This window comes from Isoptericola luteus (assembly GCF_020297055.1).
Taxonomy (GTDB): domain Bacteria; phylum Actinomycetota; class Actinomycetes; order Actinomycetales; family Cellulomonadaceae; genus Isoptericola; species Isoptericola luteus.
Genome location: NZ_JAIXCQ010000003.1, coordinates 94979 through 110982 on the forward strand (window position 1 = coordinate 94979; position 16004 = coordinate 110982).

Sequence of the window (16004 nt, forward strand, 5' to 3'; positions counted from 1 at the left end):
AGGTCATGTCCCTGACCTCCGCGGTGCCCGCCCTCGCGCGTCCCGCCGCAGTCCCTGCCGCAGGCCACGGCGCCGGTACCGGCACCGTCCGGGTGACGGTCCTTCCCGGCGAGGAGGTGCTGCTGCCCGCCGGGACGCCGCTCGGGCGGGTGCGGTCCGGCCTTGCGGAGCTCCTGCGGCGACCGGAGCTGCGGCATGCCTCGCTCACCGCCGACGGCGTCCCGGTGGCGGACGGTGACCTCGTCGGCGCACGCCCGCTCCTGCCCGGGGCCACGCTCCGGGTGGCCGGCGAGAGCGTGGCCCCCGAGGCCGATGGCCTGGGCAGCCGCGGCGAGCGAGACGCCGTGCTGCGTCATCCGTGGCTGGTGGCCCGCGCGGACGGGCCGCGGGCGGGCACCGTCCGCGGCCTCGTCCCGGGCACGACGACGCTGGCGAGCGCGCGGGTCCACGTCGCGGCGCGGCGCACGGGCCGCGTGCACGTGCGAGGTCCGCTCGGCGGCCCGGTGCCCGGCCGGGCCTACCTGCGACGCAGGTCCCGCCGTTCGCGGGTCGGACCGGTGCCGCGGCGGTGGCGTCCGGACGCGGTGCTCGAGGCCGGCGGAGAGCGGTTCACGCTGCATCCCTCGGGGGACGCCGACCGGTGGCTGGCCCCAGCCGATCCGTCCCGCACCGGGTCGTCCGGCACCGGGTCGTCCGCACCGGATGTCCCCGCCTCCGGCGGGCTCGGCCTGGCGGCCACCGCAGTGGTCCCGGTCGTCGGTTCGCTCGCCCTCGCCGCGGTGCTGCGCCAACCCGTGTACGCGCTGTTCGCCCTGGTCGGGGTGCTGGCCCTGGTGCCGCAGCTGCTCGCCGCACGCCGACGTCGTGGCGCCCGTGCCGGGCACGGCCCTGCGGCGCCCGCCCCCGCCCCGCCCGCTGAGCACCCCGGCGGGGCACCCGGCCTGCTGCTGGCACGGGTCGTCGCGACGTCCGAGGCCTCCGACGAGACGTGGCGGCGGGCAGTGGCCCAGGCCCGGTCCGCCGCCCGGGCGGCTGCGTCGACCTCCGAGGACCCCGTGCGTTCGCTCGTGCCCGACGGCGCCCTGGCGGTCGTCGGGCCGCTCGGCCCCGCGCGGGCTGTGGCGCGTGCCGTCGTGACGGACCTCGCCTCGCGGGGCGCGGCCGTGGACGTGACGGGCGCCGGCCGCGACGTCTGGTCGTGGTGCCGCTGGCTCCCCGGCGGCGGACCACGGGTCGTCGTCGTCGACGAGGCCGACGGCGCGTTGCGGGCGGACCGTCCCCCAGGCGCCGTCGTCGTCCTGCTGTGCCTCTCCCCCGACGCGGCGGTGCCCGCATGGTGCCGCTCCGTATGGCGCGTCCGCGCCGACGGCAGCGTGCACCGGGCCGGACCCGACGGCACGGACGAGACCGGCCCGCTCGTCGGGGTCGCTGCCGACTGGTGCGAGCACGTCGCACGGCTCCTGGCCGCTGCGGCCGGTCTGGGACGCGCCGTCGATGGCCTCTACCCGGCCGCCCACCAGCGGCTCGATGCGCTCGGCGGCGTGCTCGGCAGCGGGCTCGACGTGGTTGGGGCGGCCGGACCCGTCGTCTGCGACCCCACGGACCCGCGGCTCCCGGGCCAGGTGTCGCTCGCCGGGTTGCTCGGCGGATCGACCGACGGATCGGCCGGGGGCCCGTCGTCCCAGGACGCCGGCGGGCTCTGGGACCGCACCGAGCGCAGGCCCGGCTGGTCGGTCCCCCTCGGCGTGGACGCGCGCGGCACGACCGTGACCCTGGACCTCACCACCGACGGCCCGCACCTGCTGGTCGCGGGGACCACGGGAGCGGGCAAGTCCGAGCTGCTGCAGTCCCTGCTGCTCGGCCTCGCCGCGCGCCGCTCCCCCGCGGACCTGGCCCTGGTGCTCGTCGACTTCAAGGGCGGGGCGTCGTTCGGCGCCTGCGGCCGGCTGCCGCACGTGGTGGGCCAGGTCACCGACCTCGATGCGGGCCTGGCGGGTCGCGCGCTCGCGGGCCTCCGGGCCGAGCTGCACCGGCGCGAACGACTCCTGGCTCGCCTCGGCGCCCCCGACGTGGCCGCCGTGGCCGGGCACCCGGACGCTCCGCCCAGGCTCGTCGTGGTGATCGACGAGTTCCGGGCGCTCGCCGACGACCTCCCCGAGTTCCTCCCCGGCCTGTTGCGCGTCGCGGCCCAGGGCCGGTCGCTCGGTGTCCACCTGGTGCTCGCGACGCAGCGGCCGGCGGGCGCCGTCAGCGCCGACGTCCGGGCCAACGTGTCCGCACGGATCGCCCTGCGCGTGGTCGACGCCGCGGACTCCCTCGACGTCGTCGAGACACGGGACGCGGCCCGCATCCCGGCCGGCGTCCCGGGACGGGCGGTGCTGAGGCTGGCGTCGGGCCCGCCGATGGCGTTCCAGGGCGCACACGCCGGCACGGCGCCCGGCGACGGACCACGGGTGTGCCGCGCGCCGGCCTGGCGGGCCGCCCCGCACCGCCTCACCGACCTCGCCCGGAGCGGGTCGGCGCTCCGAGCCGTCGCGCCGCCGGTCGACACCGCGGCTCTCCTTGTCGCGGACCTCCGTACCGCGGCGGCCCGACGCGGGCTCACCGCCGGCCGGCCGCCGTGGCAGCCGCCGCTCCCGGACCGCGTGACGACCGCCGAGGCCGTGCGCGCGTGCGGCGCGATCCCGGCGCCCGGCGCGCTCCCGCTCGCGCTCGGGGACGACGTCGCGCACCAGCGCCGCACGCTGGTCACCTGGGCGACCGACGACGGGCCGCTCGCCGTGCTCGGCGGTGCACGGTCGGGCCGCACCACGGCGCTGGTCACCCTCGCCCGCGAGGCGCTCGCCCGCGGCTGGCACGTGCACGCCCTCGGCCCACGGTCCCTCGTCGAGGCGCTCGGGACGCTCGTCGAGCACCCGGGTTTCGGCACCTGCGCGGGTCCGGACGACCCGCGGCGTGCGGCGCGGCTGCTGCGGGTGCTGGCCGACCCGGTGGCCCCGCCCGGCGGCGCACCGGTCCTGCTCGTCGTCGACGGGGCGGAGCAGCTGCGGGCGGCGTTGACCGGGCCGTCGTCCTGGGACCCGCTGGCGGGCGTGCTGACGACACCGGGGGTGGCGGTCGCCCTGACGGCCGCCTCGGCGAGCGTCGGAGGGCTCGCCCCGCGCGTCGGTCCGCGGCTGGTCCTGCTGAGCAGCGACGCGCACGCCGACCTCGTGCTGGGTGCGCCGTCGCCGCTGGCGGGCACGGGCCGGACGCCCGGGCGAGCGGCGTGGCTCGGCGCCGACCCGCTCGCCTGTCAGGTGTGCTGCGGCGGCCCGGACGGCAGCGCCCCCGCGCACCGCACGGGTCCACCGCCCGTCACGATCCGGGCGCTGCCCCGCGTCGTGAGCGCCGCCGGTCTGCCCGAGCCCGCCCTGCCGGACGAGGTCCTGCTCGGTGTCGGCGGTGACGGGGCCGGACCGAGCACGCTGGACGTCGGCGCCGGTGCCCTGGTCTGTGGGCCGCGGGGTTCGGGCCGCACGGGCGTCCTGCGCCGGGTCGCGCGCCGCCTCGCCGCCACGGGACGGCTCGCCGCCGTCGTCGGCAGCGACCCCGCACTCCGTGCGGAGGCACCCGACGTCCGCTGTGCCGGGCACTCCGGCGCCCTGCGCGCGCTGCTCGACCACCTCGCAGACGGCGTCACCGGGGTCGTCCTGGTCGACGACCTCGACGCGCTGGCCCAGGCGTCCCCGCTGGAGGTGGAGCGGCTCGGGGCCCTGCTCGACGCCGGCCGAGGTACCGGCGTCGGCCTGGTCGCGTCGGCGACCGTCACCGGGGCCTTGCTCGCCCACCGCGGGCCGCTCGCCGAGCTGCGCGCACGGCGCACCGGGGTGGTGCTCCACCCGGGCGAGCGCGGTGCGGACGAGGTGTTCGGCACCCCGCTCGACGGGGTCACGGATCCCGGGCAGCCGCCGCCGGGACGCGGTGCGCTCGTGGTCGCCGGGCGGGCGTGGCCGCTCCAGGCGGCCGTGCCGTGACGGCCGATCAGCTCGAGGTGGCCTCGACGACGCGACGGCTCACGAGCGACACCAGCACGACCAGCGCCACGAGCAGGAGGCCCGCCGCTGCGGCGAGCACCCACGGAGTCGCCCCTTGGGTCAGCAGGCTGACGCTCACGAGGCCCTGCATGATCTGCCAGACCACGAGGGGAGCCCGCCCTCCGCGCCGTCCCGACCACAGGGAGCGCGTGGCGGTCACCAGGACCCAGGCCACGCCCACGAAGAACGCCACGAGGAAGATGCTCACGCCGGTGCTGTTCGACCCGCCCCGGACCAGCTCGATCGTCACCAGGAGCGCGATGGCGCAGAGCACGACGGCCTCGATGCCCACGCCCACCGCGACGAGGCGCAGACCGAGGGGACGCCCGGCACCGTCAGGGCTGTCGCCCGGCCCGGTGCCGACCCCGCCACCGCCGCTGCCGGGGTCGGCACCGGGATCCGGATCGGAAGAAGGGGTGACAAAGACGCCCATGGCACGCCAGAATACGTGCGACCTGCGGTCGCACCAAAGTGTGAGCAAGCACTCAGCCTTCATGCGCCAGAAACTTTTGCGCAACCTCTTGTGCGGCGGTTCACGAGGTGTGACCCTGGATAGCAGTTCGCTGAACTCCCCGACCACCGGACCCGGAAGGGCGCGCTACGTCGCGCCCTCAGTACTGCGTCGCAGGACTGCCCCCGGGGTCCCCTCCCGTAGGAGATGACACCATGGACTGGCGCCACAAGGCTGCCTGCCTCGATGAGGACCCTGAGCTCTTCTTCCCCATCGGCAACACCGGACCTGCCCTCCTTCAGATCGAGGAGGCGAAGGCCGTCTGCCGTCGCTGCGACGTCGTCGACACGTGCCTCAAGTGGGCGATCGAGTCGGGTCAGGACGCCGGCGTCTGGGGCGGCATGAGCGAGGACGAGCGTCGCGCGCTCAAGCGCCGGACCGCCCGCGCACGCCGCGCCGGCTGAGTCCCACCGGCTCGACAAAGCGTCTCGACGAACGAGGGGCGGGGCCCCCCGCGGGGGGGGCGGGCCCCGGGGGGGGGGCGGCGGGGGGGGGGGGGCCGGGCTGCCCCCCCCCGCCCCCCCACCCGGGCCCCCCCACGGGGGGGCGCCCCCCCCGGGGGGGGCCCCGCCCCTCGTTCGTCGAGACGCTTCGTCGTGCGAGCAGGCGGTCCCTACCTCGGCGCGGGCGAGCCGTCGCGCAGCTCGAGCTGCAGGACCACCTGCGTGCCGCCGCCCTCGCGCGCCTTCCAGTCGATGGTGCCGCCCAGCTCGTTCGTCACGAGCGTCTGGACGATCTGCGACCCAAGCCCGCTGCGCGAGGCGCGGCCGAGCGCCGCGATCCCCTCGGGCATGCCGACGCCGTCGTCGGACACGACCACGCGCATGACGGACCCGGTCCGCTGCGCGTCGATCTCGACCGTCCCCGACTCGCGGCCGGGGAACCCGTGCTCGACGGCGTTCGTCACCAGCTCGGTCAGGATGAGCGCGAGCGGCGTGGCGTCCTGCGCCGGCACCAGGCCGAACGACCCGGTCTGCCGCGTGCTCACGTGTGTCCGTGTCGAGGCGACGTCCGCGGCGAGCCGCAGGGCGCGCGACAGCATGTCGTCGAGCTCGACGTTCTCGTCGAGCGTCTGGGACAGCGACTCGTGCACCATCGAGATGGTCGCGACCCGCCGCATGGCCTCCTCGAGCGCGGCCCGCGCCTCCGGGATGTCCATCCGCCGCGCCTGGAGCCGCAGCAGCGCGGCCACGGTGGCGAGGTTGTTCTTCACCCGGTGGTGGATCTCGCGGATCGTCGCGTCCTTGGTCATGAGCTCGCGCTCGCGCCGGCGCAGCTCGGTGACGTCGCGGCACAGCAGGACGGCGCCGATGCGCTGACCGTGGTCGGTGAGCGGCAGGGCTCGCAGGGAGAGCGCCACGCCGTTGGCGTCGATGTCGGTGCGCCACGGCGCCCGGCCCATGACGACGAGCGGGAGTGACTCGTCGACCGTGTTCTGGTGCTGCGCGATGTCGGCCGTGACCTCCACGAGTGACTGTCCGACGAGCGGTCCGATGACGCCGAGCCGGTGGAAGCAGGACAGCGCGTTCGGGCTGGCGTACAGGACCTCGCCCTCGGAGTTGAGCCGGATGAGGCCGTCACCGACGCGGGGCGCACCGCGGCGCGGCCCGGTCGCGGCGTTCGGGCTGGGGTACTCGCCCCGCGCGACCATCGCGAGGATGTCGTCCGCGGACTCGACGTAGTTGAGCTCCAGCCGGCTCGGCGTCCGCCCGGAGCCGAGGTTGGTCTGGCGCGCGACGACGGCGATCGGCCGTCCCTTGTGGACGACGGGGACGGCCTCCTCGCGCACGGCGTAAGCACCGAACCAGCGCGGCTCGCGCGAGCGCTGCGGCCGGACCTCGGACATGGCCGCGGTGAGCTGGGGCCGCTGCCCCTCGGGGGCGAACGAGCCGACGATGTCGTCGTAGTGCACGGTGGCGCCGGTCGACGGGCGGCACTGCGCGATCGCGACGAAACCGCCGTCGCTGGTCGGCAACCACAGCACGAGGTCGGCGAACGCCAGGTCGGAGACCATCTGCCAGTCACCGACGAGCAGGTGCAGCCACTCGACGTCGCCGTCGGCGATGTCGGCGTGCTGGAGGATGAGGTCACTCATGGCGGACACGCCCACCAGACTACGGGCGTGGGCGCGCCGCCCGAGCCTCGGTAGGGTGATCCCGTGCACCTGACCGTGGAGCTCACCTACCCGGCGGACGCCGACGCGGTCGCCGCGATGCTCGCCGACGAGTCGTTCGTGCGCTGGCGTGCGGAGCGCGCCGGCCCGGGACGCGTGGAGCAGGTCGACGTCGCCGGGGACCCGGCCGGCGGTTTCACGGTCTCCGTGCGCCGGACGCTGCCCACCGACCTCATCCCCGCCCAGGCCCGCCCGCTGGTGGGCGACCACCTGGAGGTGCGCCAGGCCGAGGCCTGGGAAGGGGCCGCGAGCGGGCCGCGTGTGGGCACGGTCGCGGTGGAGATCGCCGGGACGCCGGTACGGGTCACGGGCCGCGTGGTCCTCGAGCAGCTGCCCGACGGCGACACGCGCCAGGTCTACGAGGTCGAGGTCCGCGCGTCGATACCGCTGTTCGGGGCAACCGTGGCGGACGCCGCTGCGCGTGCGGTACGCACCACCCTCGAGGCAGAGGGTGCAGCGGGGCGCGAGTGGCTCGAGCGGCACCTCGGACCGACCGACGAACGGTAACGATCGGATCACACCCGCAGGAGCAGCAACTCTCTGACCTGCACTAACGCTCCTGCGCGCATCACAATGCCGCATCGCTGCCCCGCCTGGGCTTGACGCCGTCACCAGGATCGGACGACGATCATCGTGGTCATGGGAGCGCTACCACCACGGCGGTGGCAACGCTCCCATCATGTCCGCCTCGCAAGCCCGACCCAGACAAGGGAGTCACCGTGCTCAACAGCACCCGACCCGTCAACAGGACCCGCCGCGTCGTCGCGGCCACTGCTGGCATCACGACCCTGGCGCTCGCACTCACCGCGTGCGGTGGGGACTCCGACGCCGGCGACGGCGGCGACGCCGACAGTGACGAGAAGATCACTCTCACCGTCGCCACGTTCAACAACTTCGGGTACACCGACGAGATCCTCGCCAAGTACACCGAGGAGCACCCGAACGTCACCGTCGAGCACGTCACGGCGGCCAAGTCGGAGGACGCTCGCACCAACCTCACGACCAAGCTCGCCGCCGGCGGCTCGGGCCTGGCCGACATCGAGGCCATCGAGGTCGACTGGCTGCCCGAGCTCATGACGTACCCCGACCTGTTCACCGACCTGTCGGACAGCTCGCTGGACGGCCGCTGGGTGGACTGGAAGGTCCAGCAGGCCACCACGCCGGACGGCAAGCTCATCGGCTACGGCACCGACATCGGCCCGGAGGCCATCTGCTACCGCTCCGACCTGTTCGAGAAGGCCGGCCTGCCCACCGACCGCGAGAAGGTCGCCGAGCTCCTCGGTGGCGCGGACGCCACGTGGGAGGACTACTTCGAGGCGGGCAAGAAGTTCGTCGCCGAGTCGGACTCCGCGTGGTTCGACGGCGCCGTGCCGACCTACCAGGGCATGGTGAACCAGCTCGAGGGCGCCTACGAGGACCCCGCGACGGGCGAGCCGAAGGACCTCGCGACCAACACCGCCGTCAAGGACCTGTACGACCAGGTGCTCGCCGCGTCGGTCGACGACGAGCTCTCCGCCGGCCTCGAGCAGTGGGGCGACGACTGGCAGGCGGGCTTCCAGAACAACGCCTTCGCCACGATGCTCTGCCCGCCGTGGATGACCGGCTCGATCGAACAGTACGCGGGTGGCGTCGAGGGCTGGGACGTCGCTGACGTCTTCCCCGGTGGCGGCGGCAACTGGGGCGGCTCGTTCCTGACGGTCCCCGCGTCGGGCCCGAACACCGAGGCCGCGAAGGAGCTGGCCGCGTGGCTGACCGCTCCGGAGCAGCAGACGACGTTCTTCGAGCAGGCCGGTACCTTCCCGTCGCAGGTCGACGCCCAGGCTTCCGAGCAGGTGCAGGCGTTCACCAACCCGTTCTTCAACGACGCACCGGTCGGCCAGATCTTCGTGGCCCGCGCCCAGGCGATCGAGAGCGCCCCGTTCAAGGGCAAGAACTACTTCTCGATCCACACCGCCGTGCAGAACGCGCTGAACCGCGTCGACCTGAACGGTGAGGACCGCGACAAGAGCTGGGACGGCGCCATCGACGAGTTCACCTCGCTCGGGCTCTGACCCCCTCCCGGGCCGTGCCCCACGGCACGGCCCGGACCCTGCCCCGCCGCGCGCGCCGGGACCCTGACGTGGTCGGGGCCCGGCGCGCGCACCCCCGATCGGCGACGTACAGGAAGCAGCAGATGGCCGTCTTGTCCCCCACCCAGCCTGCGCACGGGCGCAGCGGTCCCCCGCCCCGCCCCCCGCGGCGCGTCGGATTCTCCCAGCGACTCGGGCGTTGGGACGTGAAGCTCTCCCCGTACCTGTACATCTCCCCGTTCTTCATCCTCTTCGCCATCACGGGCGCGTTCCCGCTCATCTACACCGCGTTCGTCTCGGTGCACGAGTGGAACCTGCTCGGCGGGCAGGGGGACTTCGTCGGCGTGCAGAACTACGTCGACGTGCTGGCCCAGCCGATCTTCTGGAAGTCGCTGGTCAACACCTTCTCGATCTTCGTCCTCTCGAGCATCCCGCAGGTGCTCCTCGCGATCACCCTGGCGGCGCTGCTCGACCAGAACATCCGTTCCGCGACCTTCTGGCGCATGGGCGTCCTCGTGCCGTACGTGGTCGCACCCGTCGCCGTGTCGATGATCTTCGGCCGCATGTTCGCCGACCAGTACGGCCTCATCAACGAGCTCCTCGGCCTCGTCGGGATCGACCCGGTCGGCTGGCACAGCGACCGCTTCGCGAGCCACCTGGCCATCGCGTCGATCGTCAACTATCGCTGGACGGGCTACAACGCCCTCATCTTCCTCGCCGCGATGCAGGCCGTGCCGCGCGAGCTGTACGAGGCGGCCGTGATCGACGGTGCCGGCCGCGTCCGCCAGTTCTTCTCCATCACCGTGCCGCAGATCCGCGCCACCATCATCTTCGTCGTCATCACCTCGACCATCGGTGGCCTGCAGATCTTCGACGAGGTCCGCATGTACGACCCCACGGGGCTCGGCGGGCCCAGCCGTGACTGGATGACCACGGTGCTCTACCTGTACGACACCGCCTGGGGCAACCAGAAGAACTTCGGGCGCGCCGCCGCCGTCGCCTGGATCCTCTTCGTCCTCATCATCGCGATCGGCATGGTCAACTTCCTCATCACCCGCCGGATCTCCGCGTCCGAGGGGCGCAAGACGAAGGTGAGCGGCAAGGAGCGCCGAGCCATGATCGCCCGGGCGCGCACCGCCGGGTCGGTCGCACCCGCCAGCCCGTCCGCTGCCGCACTCACCGCACCGCCCACGACCCCGCCGCCGGGGCCACCCGGCCCGCCGGACGGCCCGTGGCACCGCACCACCTCCGGGGAGGACCGATGAGCTCCGTCGCCGTCACCGCACAGACCGCCGGCCCGCGCGCCGCCCGGGCGGCAGCCCAGCGTCGCGACCGACGCCACCGCGCCTCGCGCTCGGCCAGCCGCCGACCGGGCTGGGTCAGCTACACCCTGCTCGGGGTCGCGCTGCTGATCTCCGCGTTCCCGCTGTACTTCACGCTGCTGCTGGGGTCGTCCGACCCCCAGTCGATCGCGCAGAACGCGGTGCCGCAGTGGCTGCCCGACCTGAGCATCTTCGAGAAGTTCGCGACGGTCATCGAGTCGTCGCAGATCAACTTCTACCTGGCGCTGCTCAACTCGGTCGTCATCGCCGTCGTGGTCTCCGCGTCCGTGGTGCTGTTCTCCACGCTCGCGGGCTACTCGTTCGCGAAGCTGCAGTTCCGCGGGCGCGGGCCGCTGCTGGTGTTCGTCATCGCGACGATGGCCGTGCCGACCCAGCTCGGCGTCATCCCGCTGTACATCCTCATGACCGACATCGGCTGGATCGGCAAGATCCAGGCGGTGATCGTGCCGGCCCTGGTCGCCGCGTTCGGGGTGTTCTGGATGACCCAGTACCTGTCCGAGGCGCTGCCGTACGAGCTCATCGAGGCCGCCCGCGTGGACGGTGCGTCGATGATCCGCACGTTCTGGTCCATCGCGCTGCCCGCAGCGCGGCCTGCTGCCGCCATGCTCGGCCTGTTCACGTTCGTCCAGCAGTGGACCAACTTCTTCTGGCCGTCCATCGTGCTGAACCAGAGCAACCCGACGCTACCGCTGGTCATCCAGTCGCTGCAGGCCACGTACTTCGTGGACTACTCGCTGGTCATGGCCGGCATCTTCCTCGCGACGCTCCCGCTGCTGGTCATCTTCGCCTTCGTCGGCCGCCAGCTCGTGGCCGGCATCATGGCCGGCGCCGTCAAGGGCTGACCGGAGGCTCCACGCACCGGGCCGCCGCGCACGCGCGGCGGCCCACGCCAGACAAGGCCCTGCCCGGGCCCCGTACCGATGGAAAGATCCGTTCCTATGACTCTCGTCATCCCCAGCACCGGCGCCCGCGTCCTGGCACCCGGCACCACGGTGCCGTTCGTGCCGACGACTCCGCTCGCCGTCCCGACCGCCAACGCCACGGGACCCGTCGCCTTCCCGGACGGCTTCCTGTGGGGCGCGGCCACGGCCTCGTACCAGGTCGAGGGCGCCGGTGCCGAGGGTGGACGACAGGACTCGATCTGGGACGTGTTCGCCCGCATCCCCGGCGCGGTGAAGAACGGTGACGACGGCATGGTCGCGTGCGACCAGTACCACCGGTACCCCGAGGACGTCGCCCTCATGCAGCGGCTGAACCTCGACACGTACCGCTTCTCGACGTCGTGGGCCCGGGTGATGCCGGACGGCAAGACCCTCAACCCCGAGGGCGTGGACTACTACTCCCGCCTGGTCGACGAGCTGCTCGGCGCAGGTATCCTGCCGTGGCTCACGCTGTACCACTGGGACCTGCCCCAGGCGCTCGAGGAGCAGGGCGGCTGGCCGGTGCGCGACACCGCGCTGCGGTTCGTGGACTACGCGGTCGCGATGCACGAGGCGCTCGGCGACCGGGTCAAGGTCTGGACGACGCTCAACGAGCCGTGGTGCTCGGCGTTCCTCGGCTACACCTCCGGCGCGCACGCGCCGGGCCGCAAGTCCCCCGCGGACGGGCTCGCCGCCGCGCACCACCTCATGCTCGCCCACGGCTCCGCCGTCCAGGCGTTGCGCGAGCGCGACCCGGAGGCCTCGCTCGGGCTCACGCTCAACTTCACGGTGTCCGACCCGGTCGACCCGGACGACCCCGCGGACGTCGACGCCGCCCGTCGTGACGACGGCATGTTCAACCGGCTCTTCCTCGACCCGATCCTGCGTGGTGCCTACCCGCAGGACCTGCTCGACGACGTCGCCCACCTCGGGCTCACGGACCACGTCCGGCCGGGCGACCTCGAGATCATCTCGACACCGATCGACGTGCTCGGCGTGAACTACTACAACGGCGGCGCGGTGTCGGCCCGGCCGCAGGTGGCGCGCGACGTGGAGCCCGACGGCACCGCCGGACCCGATGGCGCCCGCGAGACCACCGAGGGTGCGCCGGTCTGGGAGGTCCGCTCCCCCAACCCGGTGCCGGACGGCATCTACCACCACAGCCGCGGCCTGCCCACCACCGACATGGGCTGGGAGGTGCAGCCGGAGGGTCTCACCCGCCTGCTGCTCCGCCTCCAGGAGGACTACACCGGCCCCCGCGGCACCGCCCTGTTCATCACGGAGAACGGTGCGGCCTACCCGGACGTCGTGCAGGCCGACGGCACCGTCGACGACCAGGACCGTCTCGACTTCATCGACCAGCACCTGCGGGCCACGAAGGACGCGATCGACGCCGGCGTGGACGTGCGCGGCTACTTCGCCTGGTCCCTCATGGACAACTTCGAGTGGGCCCTCGGCTACTCCAAGCGGTTCGGGGTCGTGCACGTCGACTACGAGACCCAGGAGCGCACCGTCAAGGCGTCCGGCCGTTGGTACGGCCAGGTCGCGGCGGACAACGTCGTGCCCGAGCGGCACCCGGCCGAAGGGTAGTCTGCGCGTGGTGAGCATCGAGCACGCGAGCCCTACCCTCGACGACGTGGCCCGCACGGCCGGGGTGTCGCGGTCCACGGCGTCGCGCGCGATCAACGGCGGCGACCGGGTGTCCCCCGAGGCGCAGGCCGCCGTGGACGACGCGGTCGCTCGGCTCGGGTACGCCCCGAACCGGGCGGCCCGCTCGCTGGTCACCCGTCGGACCGACTCGATCGCGCTCGTCGTGCCCGAGCCGGACGCCCGCATCCTCACCGACCCGTTCCTCGCGGGTGTGCTGCGGGGGGTCAGCGAGGGGCTCACGGGCACCGACCTGCAGCTCGTGCTCCTGCTCGCCCGCCCCGGGGAGCACCCCGGGCACATCGCCCGCTACCTGCACAGCGGTCACGTCGACGGCGTCATCGTGGCGTCCCACCACAAGGAGGACCAGCTCGAGTCCGAGCTGTCCCGCTCCCAGCTCCCGGCAGTCTTCGTCGGTCGCCCGTTCGCGACGGAGATGGTGCACTTCGTCGACGTCGACAACGCCGCGGGCGGTCGCACCGCCACGCAGCGGCTCGTGGACCGCGGCTGCCGGCGCATCGCGACCATCACCGGCCCGCTGGACATGACGGCGGCCCTCGACCGGTACGACGCGTGGCAGCGCACGCTGGACGACGCCGGGCTCGAGCCGGTCGCCGTCGCGCACGGCGACTTCACGATCGAGGGCGGCGCCGTCGCCATGGCACAGATCCTGGCCGAGCACCCGGAGGTCGACGGCGTGTTCGCCGCGTCCGACCTCATGGCCAGCGGCGCCCTGACCACGCTGCGCGACAGCGGCCGCCGGATCCCCGAGGACGTCGCCCTGGTGGGCTTCGACGCGCTCGGTGCCGAGCGCACCACTCCCCGTCTGACGACGGTGCTGCAGCCCGTGGTCGAGATGGCGTCCGCCGCGACCTCCACGCTCCTCGACGTCGTCAGCGGCCAGGACGTGGGCTACGAGCCGCAGATCTTCGTGCCCCGTCTGATCGAGGGTGACTCCGCCTGAGGCGGAGGTGCAGCGCAGGGTGGGGGCCGAGGCACGAGGCACCCGCCCGTAGCGGAACCGCAGCCTCGGTCGGCAACAACATCGCCTGAGGCGGAGGTGCAGCGCAGGGTGGGGGCCGAGGCACGAGGCACCCGCCCGTAGCGGAACCGCAGCCTCGGTCGGCAACAACATCGCCTGAGGCGGAGGTGCAGCGCAGGGTGGGGGGCCGAGGCACGAGGCACCCGCCCGTAGCGGAACCGCAGCCTCGGTCGGCAACAACATCGCCTGAGGCGGAGGTGCAGCGCAGGGTGGGGGCCGAGGCACGAGGCACCCGCCGGCTCAGGTGCTCGCACGCCCTCCGACGGCGTCGGGGGTACGCCGCGCGATCCAGCCGTCGACGCGTTCCCACTGCTCGAAGAGCCACAGCTCGCGCCCGTCGCGGTCGGCGGGCAGGTCGGCGAGGCGCGTGACCCAGCCACCGAGGGCGATGGTCTTGTCCATCGGTAGCTCGCGCCAGATGTCCCGCACGGTGACGAGCCGCTCCAGCCCGGTGTGCGCGACGACGAGCACCGCGGCGTCGGGGTCCACGTTGTCGAGCACGGCGAGGTAGCCGCCCACGTGCGGGGCCATGACGTGCGGCAGTTGTTCGGCGCGGGCGGCGAGCGCGTCGTGGCCTGTGGCGCGCAACTTCTCGATGCGCGCCGTCCGGCGCCTCGGGGTGACGTTGCCGCCCTCAGGGAACAGGACGAGGGCGCCGCGTGCACCGAGCTCACGGGCGATGTGCGCGACGGACTCCGTCGCGCCGGGCTGGCCGGGCCGCCGCCGGGAGCGCGGGGTGACGAAGGCCGCGGGGAGCCGGTGCAGCAGGACGTCGACGGCGGGGTCCCACTGCAGGGTGTCCTTGAGGACGACCGCGGGGGTGCGACGGGCCAGTCCCAGCAGCGCGTCCAGCAGGATGAACGAGTCGCCGGGTCCGGCGTGCCGGCTCAGGACGACGAGCGGCACCTGCGGCAGCTCCGCGTCGGACGGGGCCTCGACGAGGACCATCAGCCGCAAGGTCCAGCGCACCTGCCAGAACAGGACCGCGAGCATGATGCGGGCGAGGGTGACGTGCGCCCGCTGCATCAACGGGCGGTCGAGCGCCAGGCCGAAGCCGGACGCCACCCAGAGCAGGAACAGGGCGACGAGCGCAGCGGCGTCCCACACCACGTAGAAGCCGAGCATCCACAGCATGCGCAGCACCCGGAGCCGCCCGGGCAGGATCCACGTGAGCGCCGCGCCGACGACGAGCGCGAGCATCAGCGTCGTCGGGACGAGGACCACGGCGAGCAGCACCACGAGCGGTGCCACGACGATCCGGCGCACCCAGCGAGGCGGCGGGGCGATCACGGTCGGTCCCCCAGCCCGGCGAGGTACGCGCTGCCCGCCGCGTAGGACTGCTCGATGCGACGGCGGGTGGCCTCCAGCCGCCGGAACGCACCGATCTTGTCGTCGCCAGGCAGCGAGCCGCCGCTGGGCAGCACGTGCACCGTCGCGACCCCCCGGGCGTCCTCCAGCTCGCGGAAGTAGCGGTGGCGGCGGGCGATCTCGAAGCTGACGCGCGCGACGTCGGACGGCTTGGTCGGGACGGTGAGCGGCTCCTCGACGCGCCCGACCTGCAGCACGTAGACCGTCGTGGCGCCGCGCCGGACCGCCTCCCCGAGCGGGATGGAGTTCACCATGCCGCCGTCGACGAAGTGCTCTCCGGCGATCTCGGTGGGCGGCAGCGCGCCCGGCACGGACGCCGAGGCCAGGACCGCCTCCACCAGGGGGCCGGAGTCGAACCAGTGCTCGGAGGCGTGCTCGATGCTCGCGGCGGCGACGACGAGCGGCACCTGCAGGTCCTCGAACGTCGTGCGCTCGCCGAGGGTGCCGACGATGAGGCGGCGCAGGGCCTGCGGGTCGTAGAGGTGGGTGCGGGAGCGCGCGAGCCGGCCGAGCTGGCGGTACCAGGCTTCGCCGTAGACCTCGTTCGCCGTCGTGGACGACCATGCCTCGGTGAGCCGGTCGACGACGGCGAGGCTCGGGTCCGCCGCCACCGCCGCCCCGTTGATGGCACCGATGGACGTTCCCACGACGAGGTCGGGCCGCACCTGCGCCTCGAACAGTGCCTGGAGCATCCCCACGTGCACGGCGCCGCGCACGCCGCCCCCGCCGAGCACGAACGCGACCGTCATGCGCCGATGCTTCCACGCGGGCCCCCGTCGTGCCCCCGCGAGATGGTGAACCCCCGAGCGCGAGACCGGAGTGCCTGCCTTCTCTCTCGCGCTCGGGGGTTCTCGC

At 73.8% G+C, this 16004-nt stretch carries 12 protein-coding genes; 8 read left to right on the plus strand and 4 right to left on the minus strand.

Translation table 11 applies throughout. The annotated features are described in order from the left end of the window. Positions 1 to 5 precede the first annotated feature (5 nt). Positions 6 to 4016 (plus strand): FtsK/SpoIIIE domain-containing protein, encoded by a 4011-nt coding sequence (locus LEP48_RS05415; RefSeq protein ID WP_225564564.1) that lies wholly within the window; start codon positions 6 to 8, stop codon positions 4014 to 4016. Between the two features lie 7 nt (positions 4017 to 4023). Here LEP48_RS05415 and LEP48_RS05420 read toward each other — a convergent pair whose 3' ends face one another. After that, the gene (locus LEP48_RS05420; RefSeq protein ID WP_225564565.1) at positions 4024 to 4509 is read right to left on the minus strand and encodes a hypothetical protein; all 486 of its coding nucleotides are present in this window, start codon (positions 4507 to 4509) and stop codon (positions 4024 to 4026) included. Positions 4510 to 4742: 233 nt separating this feature from the next. Here LEP48_RS05420 and LEP48_RS05425 point away from each other — a divergent pair, with 233 nt between their 5' ends. Then, the gene (locus LEP48_RS05425) at positions 4743 to 4991 is read left to right on the plus strand and encodes a WhiB family transcriptional regulator (RefSeq protein ID WP_166849954.1); all 249 of its coding nucleotides are present in this window, start codon (positions 4743 to 4745) and stop codon (positions 4989 to 4991) included. 209 nt (positions 4992 to 5200) lie between these two features. Here the strand turns inward: LEP48_RS05425 and LEP48_RS05430 are convergent, their stop codons facing one another. Next, the gene (locus tag LEP48_RS05430) at positions 5201 to 6682 is read right to left on the minus strand and encodes a sensor histidine kinase (RefSeq protein ID WP_225564838.1); all 1482 of its coding nucleotides are present in this window, start codon (positions 6680 to 6682) and stop codon (positions 5201 to 5203) included. Positions 6683 to 6745: 63 nt separating this feature from the next. Here LEP48_RS05430 and LEP48_RS05435 point away from each other — a divergent pair, with 63 nt between their 5' ends. The 6 genes from LEP48_RS05435 to LEP48_RS05460 all read left to right on the plus strand — a co-directional run bounded on the left by LEP48_RS05435 (position 6746) and on the right by LEP48_RS05460 (position 13703). Then, positions 6746 to 7267 carry a DUF2505 domain-containing protein gene (locus LEP48_RS05435; RefSeq protein WP_225564566.1) on the plus strand — a complete coding sequence of 174 codons (522 nt, stop codon included), beginning with the start codon at positions 6746 to 6748 and terminating at the stop codon, positions 7265 to 7267. Between the two features lie 212 nt (positions 7268 to 7479). Beyond that, complete coding sequence (locus LEP48_RS05440; RefSeq protein WP_225564567.1) at positions 7480 to 8811, plus strand: ABC transporter substrate-binding protein; 1332 nt, start codon at positions 7480 to 7482, stop codon at positions 8809 to 8811. Between the two features lie 122 nt (positions 8812 to 8933). Next, positions 8934 to 10094: a carbohydrate ABC transporter permease gene (locus LEP48_RS05445; protein WP_225564568.1), complete on the plus strand. Its 1161-nt coding sequence runs from the start codon at positions 8934 to 8936 to the stop codon at positions 10092 to 10094. Next, a complete protein-coding gene (locus LEP48_RS05450; protein ID WP_225564569.1) occupies positions 10091 to 11014 on the plus strand; it encodes a carbohydrate ABC transporter permease in 924 nt (307 codons plus the stop codon). The genes LEP48_RS05445 and LEP48_RS05450 overlap by 4 nt, the downstream gene beginning before the upstream one ends. A gap of 96 nt (positions 11015 to 11110) precedes the next feature. After that, on the plus strand, positions 11111 to 12682 hold the full coding sequence (locus LEP48_RS05455; protein ID WP_225564570.1) for a glycoside hydrolase family 1 protein: 1572 nt from the start codon (positions 11111 to 11113) through the stop codon (positions 12680 to 12682). Between the two features lie 10 nt (positions 12683 to 12692). Beyond that, positions 12693 to 13703 carry a LacI family DNA-binding transcriptional regulator gene (locus LEP48_RS05460; protein ID WP_225564571.1) on the plus strand — a complete coding sequence of 337 codons (1011 nt, stop codon included), beginning with the start codon at positions 12693 to 12695 and terminating at the stop codon, positions 13701 to 13703. 318 nt (positions 13704 to 14021) lie between these two features. Here the strand turns inward: LEP48_RS05460 and LEP48_RS05465 are convergent, their stop codons facing one another. Then, positions 14022 to 15071 (minus strand): 1-acyl-sn-glycerol-3-phosphate acyltransferase, encoded by a 1050-nt coding sequence (locus LEP48_RS05465; protein ID WP_225564572.1) that lies wholly within the window; start codon positions 15069 to 15071, stop codon positions 14022 to 14024. Beyond that, a complete protein-coding gene (locus LEP48_RS05470) occupies positions 15068 to 15898 on the minus strand; it encodes a patatin-like phospholipase family protein (RefSeq protein WP_225564573.1) in 831 nt (276 codons plus the stop codon). Before LEP48_RS05470 ends, LEP48_RS05465 begins: the two co-directional genes overlap by 4 nt. Positions 15899 to 16004: the final 106 nt, after the last annotated feature.

Coding starts and splice junctions, on each gene's coding strand:
- LEP48_RS05445 (WP_225564568.1), top strand. CDS start 8,934: ATGGCCGTCTTGTCCCCCACCCAGCCTGCGCACGGGCGCAGCGGTCCC.
- LEP48_RS05470 (WP_225564573.1), bottom strand. CDS start 15,898: ATGACGGTCGCGTTCGTGCTCGGCGGGGGCGGCGTGCGCGGCGCCGTG.
- LEP48_RS05430 (WP_225564838.1), bottom strand. CDS start 6,682: ATGAGTGACCTCATCCTCCAGCACGCCGACATCGCCGACGGCGACGTC.
- LEP48_RS05420 (WP_225564565.1), bottom strand. CDS start 4,509: ATGGGCGTCTTTGTCACCCCTTCTTCCGATCCGGATCCCGGTGCCGAC.
- LEP48_RS05425 (WP_166849954.1), top strand. CDS start 4,743: ATGGACTGGCGCCACAAGGCTGCCTGCCTCGATGAGGACCCTGAGCTC.
- LEP48_RS05450 (WP_225564569.1), top strand. CDS start 10,091: ATGAGCTCCGTCGCCGTCACCGCACAGACCGCCGGCCCGCGCGCCGCC.
- LEP48_RS05455 (WP_225564570.1), top strand. CDS start 11,111: ATGACTCTCGTCATCCCCAGCACCGGCGCCCGCGTCCTGGCACCCGGC.
- LEP48_RS05415 (WP_225564564.1), top strand. CDS start 6: ATGTCCCTGACCTCCGCGGTGCCCGCCCTCGCGCGTCCCGCCGCAGTC.